Source organism: Nocardiopsis nanhaiensis (assembly GCF_054778635.1).
The window spans coordinates 30,785-46,292 of the sequence record NZ_BAAGZJ010000010.1 but is presented as its reverse complement, the minus strand read 5'-3'; the positions used below and the strand labels follow the sequence as shown (position 1 = coordinate 46,292).

General features: G+C 69.3%; 15 protein-coding genes and 1 pseudogene. 5 read left to right on the top strand and 11 right to left on the bottom strand.

The genetic code is table 11. From position 1 onward, the window contains the following. Positions 1 to 32 precede the first annotated feature (32 nt). On the top strand, positions 33 to 3,056 hold the full coding sequence (locus ACYVD1_RS06910) for a Tn3 family transposase (RefSeq protein WP_460769258.1): 3,024 nt from the start codon (positions 33 to 35) through the stop codon (positions 3,054 to 3,056). 6 nt (positions 3,057 to 3,062) lie between these two features. On the opposite strand, the gene ACYVD1_RS06905 is transcribed toward ACYVD1_RS06910, so the two are convergent. After that, entirely contained in the window at positions 3,063 to 3,329 is a 267-nt protein-coding gene (locus tag ACYVD1_RS06905) for a hypothetical protein (RefSeq protein WP_017611609.1), read from the bottom strand. 84 nt (positions 3,330 to 3,413) lie between these two features. On the opposite strand from ACYVD1_RS06905, the pseudogene ACYVD1_RS06900 reads away from it, so the two are divergent. After that, positions 3,414 to 3,971, top strand: a pseudogene (locus tag ACYVD1_RS06900) (thioesterase family protein); the annotation flags it as partial. Positions 3,972 to 4,043: 72 nt separating this feature from the next. Here ACYVD1_RS06900 and ACYVD1_RS06895 read toward each other — a convergent pair. The 5 genes from ACYVD1_RS06895 to ACYVD1_RS06875 form a co-directional block, all read right to left on the bottom strand. After that, positions 4,044 to 4,781, bottom strand: coding sequence for an SDR family NAD(P)-dependent oxidoreductase (locus tag ACYVD1_RS06895; RefSeq protein ID WP_460769254.1), 738 nt, complete (start codon positions 4,779 to 4,781; stop codon positions 4,044 to 4,046). Between the two features lie 31 nt (positions 4,782 to 4,812). Next, positions 4,813 to 5,499 (bottom strand): VC0807 family protein, encoded by a 687-nt coding sequence (locus ACYVD1_RS06890; RefSeq protein WP_460769252.1) that lies wholly within the window; start codon positions 5,497 to 5,499, stop codon positions 4,813 to 4,815. Then, complete coding sequence (locus tag ACYVD1_RS06885) at positions 5,496 to 6,149, bottom strand: TetR/AcrR family transcriptional regulator (RefSeq protein ID WP_460769250.1); 654 nt, start codon at positions 6,147 to 6,149, stop codon at positions 5,496 to 5,498. The genes ACYVD1_RS06890 and ACYVD1_RS06885 overlap by 4 nt, the downstream gene beginning before the upstream one ends. Before the next feature lie 118 nt (positions 6,150 to 6,267). Beyond that, complete coding sequence (locus tag ACYVD1_RS06880; protein ID WP_460769248.1) at positions 6,268 to 8,094, bottom strand: S9 family peptidase; 1,827 nt, start codon at positions 8,092 to 8,094, stop codon at positions 6,268 to 6,270. A 122-nt stretch (positions 8,095 to 8,216) separates the two neighbouring features. Then, positions 8,217 to 8,957 (bottom strand): metallophosphoesterase, encoded by a 741-nt coding sequence (locus tag ACYVD1_RS06875; RefSeq protein WP_460769246.1) that lies wholly within the window; start codon positions 8,955 to 8,957, stop codon positions 8,217 to 8,219. Between the two features lie 84 nt (positions 8,958 to 9,041). Here ACYVD1_RS06875 and ACYVD1_RS06870 point away from each other — a divergent pair, with 84 nt between their 5' ends. Next, entirely contained in the window at positions 9,042 to 9,614 is a 573-nt protein-coding gene (locus tag ACYVD1_RS06870; RefSeq protein WP_460769244.1) for a CGNR zinc finger domain-containing protein, read from the top strand. 33 nt (positions 9,615 to 9,647) lie between these two features. Here the strand turns inward: ACYVD1_RS06870 and ACYVD1_RS06865 are convergent, their stop codons facing one another. The 4 genes from ACYVD1_RS06865 to ACYVD1_RS06850 form a co-directional block, all read right to left on the bottom strand. Then, complete coding sequence (locus ACYVD1_RS06865; RefSeq protein WP_460769242.1) at positions 9,648 to 10,070, bottom strand: DNA-binding protein; 423 nt, start codon at positions 10,068 to 10,070, stop codon at positions 9,648 to 9,650. A gap of 77 nt (positions 10,071 to 10,147) precedes the next feature. After that, a complete protein-coding gene (locus tag ACYVD1_RS06860) occupies positions 10,148 to 11,032 on the bottom strand; it encodes a metal ABC transporter permease (protein ID WP_460769240.1) in 885 nt (294 codons plus the stop codon). Continuing rightward, a complete protein-coding gene (locus ACYVD1_RS06855; protein ID WP_460769238.1) occupies positions 11,020 to 11,766 on the bottom strand; it encodes a metal ABC transporter ATP-binding protein in 747 nt (248 codons plus the stop codon). The genes ACYVD1_RS06860 and ACYVD1_RS06855 overlap by 13 nt, the downstream gene beginning before the upstream one ends. A 14-nt stretch (positions 11,767 to 11,780) precedes the next feature. After that, positions 11,781 to 12,719: a metal ABC transporter substrate-binding protein gene (locus ACYVD1_RS06850; protein WP_460769236.1), complete on the bottom strand. Its 939-nt coding sequence runs from the start codon at positions 12,717 to 12,719 to the stop codon at positions 11,781 to 11,783. A gap of 559 nt (positions 12,720 to 13,278) precedes the next feature. Between ACYVD1_RS06850 and ACYVD1_RS06845 the strand changes: the two genes are divergently transcribed. Further along, positions 13,279 to 13,467 (top strand): hypothetical protein, encoded by a 189-nt coding sequence (locus ACYVD1_RS06845; RefSeq protein WP_460769234.1) that lies wholly within the window; start codon positions 13,279 to 13,281, stop codon positions 13,465 to 13,467. A gap of 527 nt (positions 13,468 to 13,994) precedes the next feature. Here ACYVD1_RS06845 and ACYVD1_RS06840 read toward each other — a convergent pair. Continuing rightward, on the bottom strand, positions 13,995 to 14,720 hold the full coding sequence (locus tag ACYVD1_RS06840; protein WP_460769232.1) for an SDR family NAD(P)-dependent oxidoreductase: 726 nt from the start codon (positions 14,718 to 14,720) through the stop codon (positions 13,995 to 13,997). A gap of 122 nt (positions 14,721 to 14,842) precedes the next feature. Here ACYVD1_RS06840 and ACYVD1_RS06835 point away from each other — a divergent pair, with 122 nt between their 5' ends. Next, positions 14,843 to 15,445, top strand: coding sequence for a TetR/AcrR family transcriptional regulator (locus ACYVD1_RS06835; RefSeq protein ID WP_460769230.1), 603 nt, complete (start codon positions 14,843 to 14,845; stop codon positions 15,443 to 15,445). The last annotated feature ends 63 nt before the right edge of the window (positions 15,446 to 15,508 follow it).

Genomic DNA, 15,508 nt, shown 5'->3' with positions numbered 1-15,508 from the left:
GAGGTGGCCCGTTCCACGGAAGACACCCCCTCATGCCGGTCAACTTCCTCACCACCGCCCAGCGCGAGCGCTACGGCCGCTTCAACACCGTCCCCGACGAGTCCCAACTGGGCGCCTTCTTCCACCTGGACGCCGACGCGCGCCGCCTGGCGATGGGCGCCTACGGGCCGCGCAACCAGCTCGGCCTGGCCCTGCAACTGACCACCGTGCGTTTCCTTGGCACGTTCCTGGACGATCCCACCGAGGTGCCCACCGCCGTCGTGGACTTCGTCGCCGAACAACTCGGCCTGACCGCTGATCACCTCAAGGGGTACGGGGAGAAGAAGGGCCGCTGGGACCACCAGAAGCTGATCCGCGAACGCTACGGCTACACCCTCTTCGGCCCCCACCAGTGGCTGTTGCTGGGCATCTGGGCCTACCGGCGCTCCTGGTCGGGCAACGAGCGCCCCAGCGTGCTGTTCGACCTGGCCACCAACCGCCTGGTCGAGGCCAAGATCCTGCTGCCCGGCGTGACCACCCTGGAACGGCTCATCGCCGGTGTGCGCGAGCGCGTGGCCCTGCGCCAGTTCAAACTCCTGTCCGCCGCCCCCACACCCGAGCAGCGCACAACCCTTCAGGCCCTGGTCAACGTGGCCGAAGGAGGGCGCGTCTCCCAGCTGGACCGCTACCGCAAGAGCCCCACCGACATCAGCGGCAAGGGCGTCGTCAAAGCCCTGGACCGCTACGCCGCCATCCGCTCCCTGGGCGCCTCCGCCTGGGACCTGTCCTCGGTTCCACCGGGACGGATCGTGGCCCTGGCGCGCTTCGCCAAGGCCGCCCGCGCCCAAGCCGTCGCCCAACTCGCCGACGACCGCCAGATGGCGACCCTGGTCGCCTTCGCCGCCACCCTGGAACCCGCCGCGGCCGATGAGGCCGTGGAGGTGTTCGACCTGCTCATCGGCGATCTGATCCGTACCGCCGCCCACCGCGCCAACCGGGCCCGTATGCGCTCCATCAAGGACCTGGACGCCGCCGCCCTGGTGCTGCGCGAGGCCTGGCTCAAGGTCGTCGACTCCTTCAAGGACCCCGACAGCGACGTGCGAGCGATCGTGGCCTGCATGGACACCGCGCGCGTGGACAACGCCGCCACCACCGTCGGCGACCTGGCCCGCGAGCCCGACGAGGACGCCCAGGCCGAACTGATGGAGCGCGCCGCCACCATCCGCCGCTTCCTACCCAAGCTGCTGCGCACCCTGGATTTCGACCACGGCGAGAGCCCCGCCGGCGCCGACGTGATCGACGCCTTGGACTTCGTGCGGAGCCTGCCCCGGCGCCGCACTCGCGTCGACCCCACGATCGTGCCCACCAAGTTCCTCACCCCCGCCTGGCAGCGCCGCGTCTTCCCCACCAGCGGACCAGGCGCCGGTGAGTTCGACAAGGACGCCTACACCGTCGCCGTGGCCGAGCGGCTGCGCGAGTCGCTGCGCCGCCACGAGGTGTTCGTGCCCGGACTGGGCAAGTGGGGCGACCCCACCGCCGGGCTGCTGGCCGGATCCGCGTGGGAGGCCGCCCGGGACGGCCTGTGCCGCGACCTGGGCCTGGCACCCGAACCCGGTGTGGACCTTCACCGGTGGGCTGATCGGCTGGACGGCGCCTACCGCCAGCTCGCCGATGGCCTGGCGGCCAACCCCTCGGTGCGCATCGAGCAGCGCGAGGGCCGCGACCACCTCGTGCTGTCCGGCCTGGACGCCCTGGACGAGCCCGCCTCACTGACTGCCCTGAGAGAGAGCGTGGCTGCCCGCATCCCCGTCGTGGACTTCCCCGAGGTTTTGTTGGAGGTCCACTCCTGGACCGGGTGCCTGGACCGGTTCACCCACGTGGGCGGCCAGACACCCTCCCGCAAGGACGACATGATCACCTCCATCGCCGCCGTGCTGTGCGCCCAAGCCATGAACGTCGGCATGCGCCCGATGGTCTCCGAGGCCAGCGAAGCCCTCTCGCTGGACCGGCTGTTTTGGACCGAGCAGAACTACATCCGCGCCTCCACGCTCACCCCGGCCAACGCTGACCTGGTCGACTACCACTCACGTCTGGACATCGTGGCCGCCTGGGGCGGCGGCGAGCTGGCCTCCGCCGACGGGCTGCGCTTCATCGTCCCGGTCAAGACCATCAACGCCGGTCCCAACACCAAGTACTTCGGCAAGGGCAAGGGCGCCCGCGGGGTGACCTACTACAACTTCACCTCCGACCAGTTCACCGGCTTCCACGGCATCGTCATCCCCGGCACCCCCAAGGACTGGTACTACATCCTCGAAGGGCTGCTGGAGCAGGAGACCTCGTTGCGCCCCACCGAGATCACCTCCGACACCGCCGGGGCCTCCGAGATCGCCTTCGGCATCTTCCGCCTCATGGGCTGGCAGTTCTCCCCCCGCTTGGCCGACGCCGGATCAGCGACGCTGTACCGCACCGACCCCGCGGCCGATTACGGCCCGCTCAACAACCTCACTCGCACCCGGATCAACACCGGCCTTATCACCGACTCCTGGGACGAACTGCTGCGGGTGGCGGCCTCCCTGCGCTCCGGGGCGGTCAAGGCCAGCGAACTGTTCCGCTACCTGGCCGGAGGCGGCACCCCCACCCCGATCGGCCGGGCCCTGATGGAGCTGGGACGCCTGGACCGCTCGATCTACCTGGCCTCCTACTTCGACGACGAACTCCTCAGGCGCCGGGTCAACACCCAGCTCAACCGGCAAGAATCCCGCCACACCCTGGCCCGTAAGATCTTCCACGGCCAAAAGGGCGAGCTGCGCCAGCGCTACCGTGAGGGCATGGAGGACCAGCTCGGCGCGCTCGGCTTCATGGTCAACGTCGTCATCTTGTGGAACACCGTCTACACCGCCCGCGCTATCGAGCAGATCCGTGCCGAGGGCACCCGGGTGCACGCCGCTGACATCGCCCGCCTCAGCCCTCTGGGCAGCGAACACCTCAACATGCTGGGCCGCTACAACTTCAAGCTCGCTCCCGAGATCGGTGCCGGGCGGCTGCGCCCGCTGCGCGCACCCCGCCCCGGCCAGTAGGGCCTCTCATCCCGCGGTGTTCTCGCCCGCTGCTGCGAGGGTGCGCCGTACCTGCTCGTGGGAGACGGACGAGAACGCCGCGATCCGGCGCAGCCCCCACCCTTCGGCCCGGGCGTCGCCCATCGCCGCGACCGTCGCCTGATCGAGGGCCCCATCCAGGGCGGCTCGCAGCTCGGCGAGCTTGCGCAACCGCACCGCCGGGGCCAGGTGGGCGAACTCCGCGCACACCCGTTCCACGTCGGCTCTGACGAAGGCCACCGCGTCACCGTCCATGCCGACAGGGTGGTGTGCCCCGCCACGGGTGTCAACAGATGTGACAGTTGCCGGGACTCACCGTTCCGTTCCTACTCGGACCCCACCATCCGCGAAGGCCGCCGAACCGCCACTGGCGCGGTCGTCCTGGAACAGGGCGGCAAGGAGATCGTGCGCGCCACCGCCACCTACGGCGACCTCAGCGCCGAGGGCCGGGAACTGCACCTGGAGGGCCCGCCGGACCTGCCCGCCCCCCAGGACTGCCTGGTCCCCGCGGAGTTCGCGGACAGGCCCGAAGGGCTGACCATCGCCCACCGCATCGAGTACCGCTACGCCAAGCGCCCCGAATGGCTGGACGGCAAGAAGGACGGCCACCCTCAGGTGGACTTCTGGATGCGCTTCGCCGACGGTCGGGACGCCGACGTGCACTCCCTGCCCGCCATGGTGGACTTCGCCGTGCCCGCGGTGCTGGAGATCGGCGAGTTCACCACCATCACGGTGGAGCTCACCACGCACGTGCGCGGCAGGCCCGCACCAGGATGGCTGGCCTGCCGGGTCTCCACCAAGCACGTCTCCAACGGTTTCCACGAGGAGGACATGGAGATCTGGGACAGCCAGGGCCAGCTCGTCGCCCAGGCCCGCCAGCTCTCCATGCTGCTCTAGTCCCGGTCCCGCTACCCGCCGCGTGCCGCCGCTCCCAGCTGAGCCGCGGCACGCGGTGTTTCCCGGTCTTTGCTAACCCGGGTCCGCTTGGGCCAGGGGCAGCTCCGGATCGGGCACGGGCACGGCTTCCTGCCCGTGCTGGAACACCCACGCCTTTCCCGAACGGCCGGACGCGAGGATGCTGCGCACCGCGATTGCCGCCTCTGCCGGGGCGGCCACGGCCAGACCCGCATCCACCAACGCGGAGCGAAAGGGCGCCACGAGCGGGGTGTCCACCAGCCCCGGACACAGCGCGTTGACGCGGATCCTGTCGGCGGCGAGCAGCATCGCCGCGGACCTGACCAGGCCGATGACCGCGTGTTTGCTCGCCGCGTAAAAGGGGTCGGGTGATGCGGTCAGGCCTGCCAAGCTCGATGTCACGATCACCGAACCTCCCCCGGCCGCGCGCAGGTGCGGAAGCGCCGCTTGGAAACCGAAGACCACCCCGTCCAGGTTGACGCCCATGGTGGCCCGGTAGGCCTCCTCGGAGTAGTCGTCGATCCCGCACCCGCCGGGCACGCCCGCGTTCAGCACCACCACGTCCAGGCGCCCATGGGCTTCGACCACCGAGGCCACGGCCCGCTCGTTGTCCGCACGCAGGGAGACGTCGACGGGCACGAACCGGCCCCCGAGCCGGGCGGCGACCCCGGCGCCGCGTTCCTCGTCGCGATCGGCCACGACCACGTGCAATCCCTGGGCGGCGAGGTCCTCGGCGATCGCCTCCCCGATCCCGCTCGCCGCTCCGGTGACCAGTGCTACCTCAGCGCTCACGTGCACTCCTCGCTCAAAGACGGTCCTTGGGTTAGTTGGGGGCTGGTTCGGGTTGGTCGGCTGGCCCCTCGATGCGCTCCAGGTGGACGCCGCGCATCCTCAGTCCGTGCCGGCCCAGCCGGGCACGCCCGTAGAAGCGCTGGAACAGCAAGATCAGGCCGAGGCTGAGCACGAGAAGTAGGTCGTCAAGCAGGGGCACGAGGTCGATGGGCAGGGTCAGTGCCATGGTCAAGCTCAGCCCCGTATACGTCAGGAACACCGTGCCCCACACGGCCGTCGACACCCGCAGAGCCCGCCGGAAGACCGCGGAGCCCTCCCAGTTGCCGTCCCACACCCGCTGGTCCCGCGTGGTAAGGAAGACCCGGGTCACTGAGAACAGGAAGGGGCGCCGGGTGAGCAGTGTCGCCAGGATCCACAGGCCCATCGCAGCCGAGGCCCAGGCACTCCGCACCAACAGGGCGCGCGGACTGCCCGTGACGTGCGTCAGCGCGACCGTCAGGACCAGGGTGACCAGCACGAAGACCGACACCCCGTTGAGCCTGTGCTCCCTGATGGCGCCGTGCGCGATCCGCGCCGCCGGCAGCACCGCCGCCACCAGCAGGGCGGTGACCTGGTCGGCCCCGAGTGCCCGGAGCCCGTAGAAGACCAGCAGGGGAAGGGCGAGTTCGAAGAAGAGGGTGACCGCCAAGGCGGCCTTGCTCCCCCGCCCGGCGGTCATGGTGTCTGCCCTGACCCGGAGGGCTCTGCTGCTTCCGAGAGCCCTGCGCTCGCGGCATCTCCCCCGGCGCGGGTGGCGAGGTCGATCGTGGCGGTCAACTCCCGGGTGTAGGCGTCGAAATCGAACCCGCTCCCCACCCGGCGGGCCGCCTCCTCGACCGCCCCGCGAATGAGTACCGCCATCGATCGGGTGTCGAAGTCGCGGAACTCACCGGTGCACTGACCGTCGGCCAGCAGTTCGGCCAACCCTTTGACCATGGGTTCCTGGGCGCTGTCGTGGTTGTGCGCCCGCCCCTGTTCATCGCGCAGGTGCGGGCCGATGGCGGTGAGCGCGGCCATCTCGCGCGGGTGCGCGCGCAGGAACTCGAGGTTGGCCTCCAGGTAGGCCCGCAGCCTGCTCCGGGCGGTGTCCTGGGCCTTGATCCGTTCCATGATGGCCGTGGCGCCTTCGGTGAGCACGTCCGTCACGATCTGGCGAACCAAGTCGCCTTTGCCCGCGAAGTGGTAGGAGACCATGCGTGGGCTGCTGAGCCCGGCGCGCTTGGTGATCCTGGCGAAGGAGGCCTGCGCGTAGCCTTCGTCCGCGATCACCTCGATCGCGGCCCGCACGATCTGTGCCCGGCGCGCCTCGTTCGTGAAAGTCCGGCCCATCGGACCTCCTCTTTATCTGGATAGATAAAAATCAGTAAAGCTGGATAAACGGCAGGGGTCAACAGGTTTCGGTTCCACGGAAGGGCGCTGTGCCCTTGTTTCCGGCGAGGTGGCCGGGTCAGGCCGTTGGGCCCAACCAGCGGTCGAACCAGTTGCGAGTGCGGTCAAGAAGGTCGACCTGGTTCGCCCGGATCTCGAGGCCGTGCCCCTCGCCCGGGTAGACCACGAACTCGTGCCCCACCCTGATGTGGCGCAGGGCCCGGTGCAGGTAGACCGCCTGGCCCACGGGCACGTTGGTGTCCTCCTCCCCGTGCACGATGAGCACCGGGGTGACGATGTGCGAGGCGAAGGCGATGGGGCTGACCGCATCGTGCGGGTGCGGGCCCACGCCCTCCCAGCCGACGCTCCCGCTCAGACCCGCCTCACAGGCGCCGTATTCGCCGGTGGCGGCCAGCATCCCCCAGTCGCTGACCCCCGCGCCCACGACGGCCGCGCGGAACCGGTCGGTGTGTCCCACCGCCCAGGCCGCCATGGTCCCGCCGTGGCTCCACCCGCCGACCCCCAGCCGGTCGGGATCGGCCACACCCCGCTCTATGAGCAGGTCGATGCCGTCGACGATGTCATCCCACTCCCCCGCTCCGAGAGAGCCCACCACCGCTTCGGCGAAGACCCGACCGCGCCCCTCGCCGCCGCGTGGATTGGGTAGGAGAACCGCAAAACCGGCGTGGGCCAGCCATTGGGCGGGCGCGTAGGGACTCAAAGAGAACTGGTCCAGATAGCGGCCGTAGGGGCCACCATGCACCCAGGTGACCAGGGGGAAGGGGCCGTCGCCGGGGTCCGTGCCCGGCGGGTTCACCAAGAGTCCTTCGAGGGCGAGCCCGTCACGGGCCCGGTAGGACAGGCGTTCCTGCCTGCCCCAGTCGAAGCGGTCGAGCTCGGGCCGCAGATGCGTGAGCCGGGTGAGCGCGGTGGTCGGGGCTCCGGCATACACCTCCCTGGGGTGCGCGGAGGTAGCGGCCTGGGCCGCGACGTGGGAACCGGTGCGGTCCGAGGTCAGGGACTCCAGGAGCCCCGGTGAGCGCAGGAGCCGGGTGAAGGCCCCAAGGCCCGGGTCCAGGCGGTGGATCTCGATGTCGAGCCCGTGCGCGAACAGGGCCAGCGGCGGCCCCTGGTCCACCTGGGTGAGTTCGGTGGGGCACCGGTCCAGGCCGCCGGTGAGGTTGGTGTGCTGTGTCCGCTCGTGGTCCGGGAGCAGGTCGAAAACGGCCTGGCCGCCGTCGGGTCCCGGGTCCATCGCCAGGTAGGACAGGTGCCAGCCGCGGCCGTCGTGCCACCATGCCGGTGACTGGGCGTCCCAGCCGAGCGCGCCCAGGTCTCTGACCTGCCCGGTGGTCGGATCCACCAGGTGCAGGTCCCAGCGGGGACGGACGGGGTCGCGTTCGGGCCCCGGTTGGGTGATCACCGCCAGGGCGGCGCCGTCGGGGCGCGCGGCCGCCTGCAGCACGTGGCGCTCGCCCAGCTCGGTGATCGGGCGCTGGCGGCCGGTGCCGGTGTCGAGCAGGGTCAGCCGGTCGTGGGGTGCGGCCTGGCCCCACACCCGTGGTGCGTTCCCGCGGCGATCGGGATCGCTCACCACCAGTGCCACCGTCGCGTGGTCAGGTAGCGGAAGGTGGTCCGCCACCCCGCCCTCGGTGGCGGTCAGCACTCGGTGTCCGGAGCCGTCGATGTTGATCCGGTGCAGCTGGGATGCGCACCGCTCTCCGGCTTCGGTGCGGTCGGAGAGGAAGTACAGGTGCTGGGAGTCCGGGCTCCAGCGCGGCCGGTGGTGTGCGGCGTCGCTTTCGCTGAGCCGCCGGGGTGGGGTGGCAGGGTCGAGGTCAGAGATCCACAGGGTGCTCACCGGGCGCGCACGGGTGCGGGTGAGGGCGGTGAGGGTGTAGCCCACCCGGTGCCCGTCGGGGGACAGGGCCGGGCCCAGCGGGACAAGCCCGTCGGTGACGGTCTCGGCGGTCAGGCGTGGGGCGGTCAGGGCTCGGCCTTTCTTCTCTGCGTGGGCGTGATCGGTGCCTAGGCAGCGGCGCGAAAGTGTGTGGTCAGGCCGCTGTCCTCGGCCAGGACGTGGAAGGCCACTCCCGGGGGCTGGCCGCGGTCGACGCGCCGTTCGCCCTCCCACGGCATGCGCAGCGTCCACGTCACACCTGGGGCGAGGACCACGGGGCGCCCCGCGATTTGGCCCGCCGCGCCGGTGTGGGCGTGCCCGGCGAGGATCCCCACAACGTTGGGGTGGGCGTCGAGCAGTGCGGTCAGGTCGTGGGGATTACCCAGCGTGGACGCGTCGGGAAGCGGGTGGTGGACCCGGATGGGCGGGTGGTGCATGGCGAGCAGGGTCGGGGTGGTCGGCTGGTCGGAGAGGGTGCGGTCGATCCACTCCAGGGTGTCCGGCGCCAAGAGGCCCGCGTCTTCGCCGGGGATGGTGCTGTCGCAGGCCAGAATCGAGACCCGCCCCACGCGGTGGTGGGTGTTGACCGGTGCCGGCGAACCCTCTTGCCCCAGCAGGCCCGTGCGCAGGGCTGCCCGGTCGTCGTGGTTGCCCGGGCAGACGAACACGGGGCAGGGCGCCTTGAGGAGCGCAGCTGCCTCGGCGTATTCCTCGGGGGTGGCGTGGTCGGCGATGTCTCCGGTGACCACGAGCGCGTCCGGGATTCGGGCGAGCGAGCGGAGGCAGTCCATGGTGCGTGTGGCTCGCGCGGTGGTCTCGGGTGTTCCGTCCAAGTGCAGGTCGCTGATGTGGGCGAGGAGGACGGTCATGGGCACCCCAAATCTAATGGAAATATATGTATTATCCGTTAGGTACGCTAGCCTGGTGGTCCGGACGAGAGCAAGGGGCACACGGTGGAGCATCGATCGGCGCTGGCGCTGGCGAGCACGGTCCGGCACGACGGGTCCGGCGGTGTCGCCGACGACCTGGCCACGGTCGCGGGCGCGGCCGAGTGGGTACGCGGCCACGTCGGCGCAGGGGTCGAGGTGGACGAGGAGCTCAGAGGGCGCCTCGTCGGGCTGCGCGGGGCGGTGCGCGCCCTCTTCGCGAGGGCGGTAAGGCCCGGTCCGCCCAGCCCCGCCGACGCCGAGCGCCTTCTCCCTGTGGGGCGAGCCCTGGAGCGGCTGAACACCGACGCCGCCCTGGTTCCGGTCCGCCCTGAGCTGTCCTGGCCCGAGGACGGTCCGGCCGTGGAGCTCGTGGCTGACCGGGCCGACCCCGGCAACCGGATCGTCGCCGCCTTGGCGCGCGCGGCCGTGGCTTTCCTGGCCGGGCCCGAGCGGGAACGCCTGCGTTCCTGCACAGCCCCGCGCTGTGTGCGCTACTTCGTTCAGGAGCACGGTCGGCAGCGGTGGTGCGGGACCTCGTGCGGAAACCGTGCTCGCGCGGCCCGCCACTACGCGCGGCACGGCGCTCCCCGGGATTGAGCGGGTCGGCCCGGTCAGCCCAGATCGGCCCGGTCAGACCTCGGTTTCGGTGCGTTTGGCCAGGCGTTCGTGGCGTTGGCGGGCGGCCTGGGAGGTGCCCAGCCCCAGGCCGAAGGCCAGTTCCTGCCAGGTCATGCCGCGGCCTTTGGCCATGGTGAGCAGGCCCGCCTCCATCTGGTCGAACTCGGCCCGCGCCCACGGCACCAGGGTCAGTGCCGCGGTCAGGTCCGCTTGGTCGATGCCGGGTGCGTCCTCGGCGGGGACGGCGCTGCCCGCGGCCAGGTCCGAGACGCGCCGGATGGCGTCGTGGGGCTGCATGGGCATCCGGCGTTCCTGCCAGCGCAGGAGGTCCTCGCCGACGGCGTGCCGTTCGGTGATGCGGACGAGCGCTTCGTGGGCGCGCTGTCGACGGGACTGTTCGGGGTCGGGCTGGGTGAACGGGTCGGTTGCAGTCATGTCTTCAGCATGCGTTGCCAACTGAAGCTTGTCAACACATTGATGCAAACAGAATGTTCACACCGTGGTTTTCGTCCTCAGCCTCCGGTGCGCGCCGCCCGCACCGCCCTGGCTGTGTGCCCCCGCCACAGCACGCCCTGCTTGGGCGAGAACACGTAGGCCAGGGTGAACGCGCTCGCCTGGGCCAACACGATGCAGCCGCCGGTGGACACGTTCAGGTGGAAGCTGGTGAACACTCCCACCACGGCCGCGACGAAGGCCACCGCCGCCGAGATCACCAGCATCCGCTCGAACCGGTCGGTGAGCAGGTAGGCGGTGGCGCCCGGGATGATCACCATGGCCACGACCAGGATGATCCCCACCGCCTGCAGAGCGACCACCACCGTCACCGACAGCAGCCCCAGCAGCAGGGTCTCCAACAGGCGCGGGTTGATACCGATGGCGTGCGCGTGGACCGGGTCGAAGGCGTACATGGTCAGGTCGCGGTGCTTGAACAAGACCACGGCCAGCACCACGCCGGCCAGGAGCAGCACCTGGAGGATGTCGCCGTCGGAGACCCCCAGGACGTTGCCGAACAGGATGTGCGTCAGGTCGGTCTGACTGGGTACCCGCGAGATCAGCACAAGGCCCAGCGCGAACATGGCGGTGAAGACGACACCGATCACCGCGTCCTCCTTGACCCGGGAGGTGCGGTTGACCACCCCGATCAGCGCCACCGAACCGGCCCCGAACACCAGGGCGCCCAACGCGAAGGGCATCCCGAACATGTACGAGAGCACCACCCCGGGCAGCACCGCGTGCGAGACCGCGTCACCCATCAGCGACCAGCCCACCAGGGTCATCCAGCACGACAGCACCGCGCACACCACGCCCGCCACCACGCTCACCAGCAGAGCGCGCTGGACGAACTCGAACTGCATCGGGACCGTGAACCACTCCACGAGCGCGATCAGGGCGTCCACGAGGCTCCCTCCTCGCTGGGGTGGATGCCGAACGCCTCGAGGAGGACGTCCGGTTCCAGTACTTCCTGGGGTGTGCCGTGTGCGATCACGCGGCGCTGCAACAGCACAGCCTCGTCGCACAGGGCCGGAACCTGGGCCAGGTCGTGGGTGGACACCAGCAGGGTGTGCCCGGCCAGACGCAACTGCAGGAGCAGATCGGTGATGGTGGCCTCCGAGCGCTTGTCCACCCCGGCGAAGGGCTCATCCAGGAGTAGTACGTCGGCCTCCTGGGCGATGGCGCGCGCGACGAAGGCGCGTTTGCGCTGGCCTCCGGAGAGCGCGCCGATCTGGCGGTCGGCGAGCTCGGTGAGGCCGGTTCGCTCCAAGGCGTGTTCGACGGCCTCGCGGTCGACGGGACGGGGTCTGCGCCTGCCCCACATACGGCCGTAGCGGCCCATCATGACCACGTCGCGAACGCGGACGGGGAAGGCCCAGTCCACCTGCTCGGACTGGGGGACGTAGGCGACCAGGCCCCTGCGGCGGGCGGCGGTGTTGCCCAGGCCCAGAATCCGGACCCGGCCGCGGTCGAGGGGGACCAGTCCGAGCACGGTCTTGAACAGGGTGGACTTGCCCGACCCGTTCATGCCGAGCAGGCCGCACACGCGGCCGTGCTCCACGGACAGGCTCACGTCGTCCAGGGCGAGGACGTCGCCGTAGCGGACGGTGGCCGCGTTGACCTCGATGGCCGCTGTCACATCGACTCCTTCCCTCAGTCGTCGTTCAGGCCGGTGACGATGGACTCCGCGTCGTGGCGGAGCAGGTCGAGGTAGGTGGGAACGGGGCCGTCGGCCTCGGACAGGGAGTCCACGTAGAGGGTCTCACCCATGACCGCGTCGGTCTCGCGGATCACGGACTGCTGTGCGCTGTCATTGACGGTGCTCTCGCAGAACACCGAGGGCACGTCGTTGTCCCTGACGAACTCGGAGACGTCGGCGATCTGCTGGGGGGTGCCCTCGCGCTCGGCGTTGACCGGCCACAGGTACTGTTCGACCAAATCGGCGTCGCGGGCCAGGTAGGAGAAGGCGCCCTCGCAGGTGACCAGGGCGCGCGAGGTTTCGGGGACCTCGGCGAGTTCTTCCTCCAGGAAGGCGCCGACCTCTGCGACCTCCTCCTTGTAGGCCTCGGCGGCCTCGGTGAACTCCTCCTCGCCCTCGGGGTCGAGTTCGGTGAGGGCGTCGCGGATGTTGTCGACGTAGACCAGGGCGTTGTCGGGAGACATCCAGGCGTGCGGGTTGGGTTCGCCCTCGAAGTCGCCGGAGGCCACGGGGATGGTGTCGATGCCCTCGGTCAGGACGGCGGTGGGGGCGTCCACGCGTTCGGTGAACTGCTGGAACCAGGCCTCCAGTCCCAGGCCGTTCTCCAGGATGAGGTCGGCGTCCTGACCGCGCACCAGGTCGTCGGGGGTGGGCTCGTAGCCGTGGATCTCGGCGCCGGGCCGGGTCAGCGAGGCGACGTCCACGCGGTCGGCGGCCACGTTCTCGGCCATGTCGGCGATGACGGTGAACGTGGTCAGGACGAGGGGGCGCCCGCCGTCGCTCTGGGTGGCGTCGGAGGGGGCGGAGCAGGCGGTGAGGGCGAGGACCATTCCGGCGGCGGGGAGCGCCGTCGACCAGGTCTTTGGGGAAAGCCCATCTCTAAAGTTCGGCACGCCTAACTTTTTATCACAACCGTGCCAAACTGCACATCCGGACTGTCGTCGCTTGGCGAAGTTGCCAGGAAGCTGACAGCGTGTCCAACGGCGAGAGCAGGTGGACGGATCGGGCCTGGTCTGCCGGCGATCCAGGGCGAGGTGCCCGGGAGAGTCACGCGGTTCGAGATGGCCTTCATGGAAGCAGGGTGTGAGGTACGGCGCCCCCTGATCGAAGCTCGCTCCTTTGCCTTCTAGGAGGCCAAGCCGATTCGGGCTTTCCCCTCCTTCAAGGGGCAGCGCAACTTCACCGGCTGGTGGTGGTCCGCGACCGCGAGTCCTTCGAGATGACCGCACAGGCCTGCCGCGATGTCGGCTGGGAGTACCGGCTCGTCCACGAGCACGATCCCGCCCTGGTGGCAAACTTGCGCTGGCTGTCGGGCTACCGCCATCCCCGTCACCGACTCCCCGCCATCACCCACCACTTCCCGGTCACCCTCGCCCAGACCGAGATCGGCGCCATAACCAACGGGACCCGCCGCTTCCGCCCCTCCTGGGCGGGCTCGACCTGGCTGGACACGTGGTCACGTTCGACGCCCTGCACACCGTCAAGGACCACCTGTCCTGGCTCGTCGACACCAAGAAGGCCCACTACGTCGCGGTGATCGAAACCAACCAGCCCACCGCCCACCGGCAGATCTCAGCCCTGCCGTGGGCCGGTGTCCTCATCGCCCACACCCCGCTCCGAGACAGGGCATGGCCGATGTGAGTCCCGCTCGATCAAGGTGATGGGCATCGCTGACAGCCTCGGCGGTACGGCCCTCCCCCACGCCAAGCTCGCAATCCGTATCCACCGCCACCGTCAGGAGAGGGGTAAGAAGCAGACACGCGAGACGGTCCACGCCCTGACCAGCCTGGACGCCCACCAGGTAACACCGGTCGAGTTGGCCGCTTACCTGCGGGGGCAATGGACGATCGAGAACACCAGCCACCACATCCGCGATGTCACGTTCGCTGAGGACGCCTCCACCGTCCACACCGGGAGCGCGCCACGCGCGATGGCCGCCTTCCGAAACCTGGCCACCGGCGTCCTCAAGACCCTCGGGGCGGACTGTATTGCCAAGGCAACCCGCGCGATCCGGGGCCAAGGATCTGAAAATAGAACAGGCGACGCTGTCCAACTGGTGTTCGTTCGGGAAGTTGCCCACCCCAGTTATAGGTTGCCGAGGCAACTTCGGTGGAGAGGGCGCCGACGACGGAAGCTTCTCGGGGGAAGGGGTTATACCTATGCCTTAGCTATGTCAGCGCTGTCAGGTCGAAGGTGCGCGGAGGGCCCGAGAGGGTAGCCTTCGCTTCGGCTCCGAAGCGGTCAAGGATCTCGACCTCTCCTGCCTCGATTCCGTCCAGGGCTAGTCGCACGAGGTAGTCCGGTTCGATCATCGGGTCCTCAGGGAGTGTGATTCCGGAAGCCTTCATGGCTTCTTTCAGGGTTTCGCTGGCCACGAGCCCGGGGACGAAGGCGGCCACGAGAGTTCCTTGGTCAGCCAACTCCACCCGCACACCGTTGGTGAGTCCCCACTGCGCGGATTTGGCGGCGGCGAGGGCGGTGTTGCTCTCGACGGTAGTCCAAGCCACCGCTGCCAGGACGTTGAGGATAGCGCCGCCACCGTTGCTGGCGAGCACGGGGGCAAAAGCTCGGATCATGGAAAGCGTGCCGAAGTAGTGCGATTCCATGAGCTGCCGGACTACATTGAGGTCTCCGCTGACGAGGTTTCCCATGCCCATGTAGGCGCCGTTGTTGATCAGCAGGTCGACGTCGGTGGCGACCTCGGCGGCGGCTTCGATGGACGTCTGGTCGGTGATATCGGTGTGGAGCACTTCGGCGCCAGGGATATCGACTAGCTCCGGGCGGCGGGCCGTGGCATAGACCTTCGCCCCGCGGCGCAGGAGTTCGATGGCGAAGTGGCGGCCCATCCCGCTATTGGTGCCGGTGACGAGGGCTGTGGATCCTTGTAGCTGCATGGGTTCCTTATCTGGTCTGGGCTTGCGGGCTGCCCTGCGAAGCAGATCATGACCGATCGGTCATCTTAAGCCGACAGTGGATCACAAGATGACCGGCTGGTCAACTTGTTAGGATGGTGCGTATGACCCTGTCTGCCCGTTCGCTGCGCTCAGACGCGGCGCGCAACCGAGAACTGCTCCTCGCTGCCGCAGAGGAGGAGTTCGCCAAGCGGGGAATGGATGCCTCGATCGCGGATGTCGCTCGCCGTGCGGGCGTGGCGAAGGGGACCGTCTTTCGACACTTCGCCACGAAGGAGGAACTGGTCGCCGTGGTCGTCGGCGGTCATTTCGCCTCGCTCAGCGCCGTCGCGGGAGAGCTGCGTGAATCCGCTGATCCCACGGGTGCGTTGCTGGAGTTCCTGACTGTGGCGGCAGAACAGTTGCAGCACCAGGATCTTGTGTTCTTGCAGGAGGTCACGGAAGGAGATCCAAGAGTGACCGAGTGCCGGAATCAGCTGCATGCGGGGACCAAGGCGTTGGTCGACCGTGCCCAGGAAGCCGGTGGAATCCGTTCTGACGTCACTGGGTCCGATATCCTTCTGATTCTCTGCGCTCTCGTTCACACGATCGGTCTCCGGACGGAACAAACTCCAGATTCATGGCGGCGTCACCTCATCATCCTCTTCGACGGGCTGCGGCCCCAGGGTGCTTCTCCGTTGCCGGGCCCGGCGCCGGAACAGCTCTGATGACCATGTGGGAGGGGGCGCTGACGCGAGGAGGGCTGGCACGGTCTTGAGAATCTCGTTAGC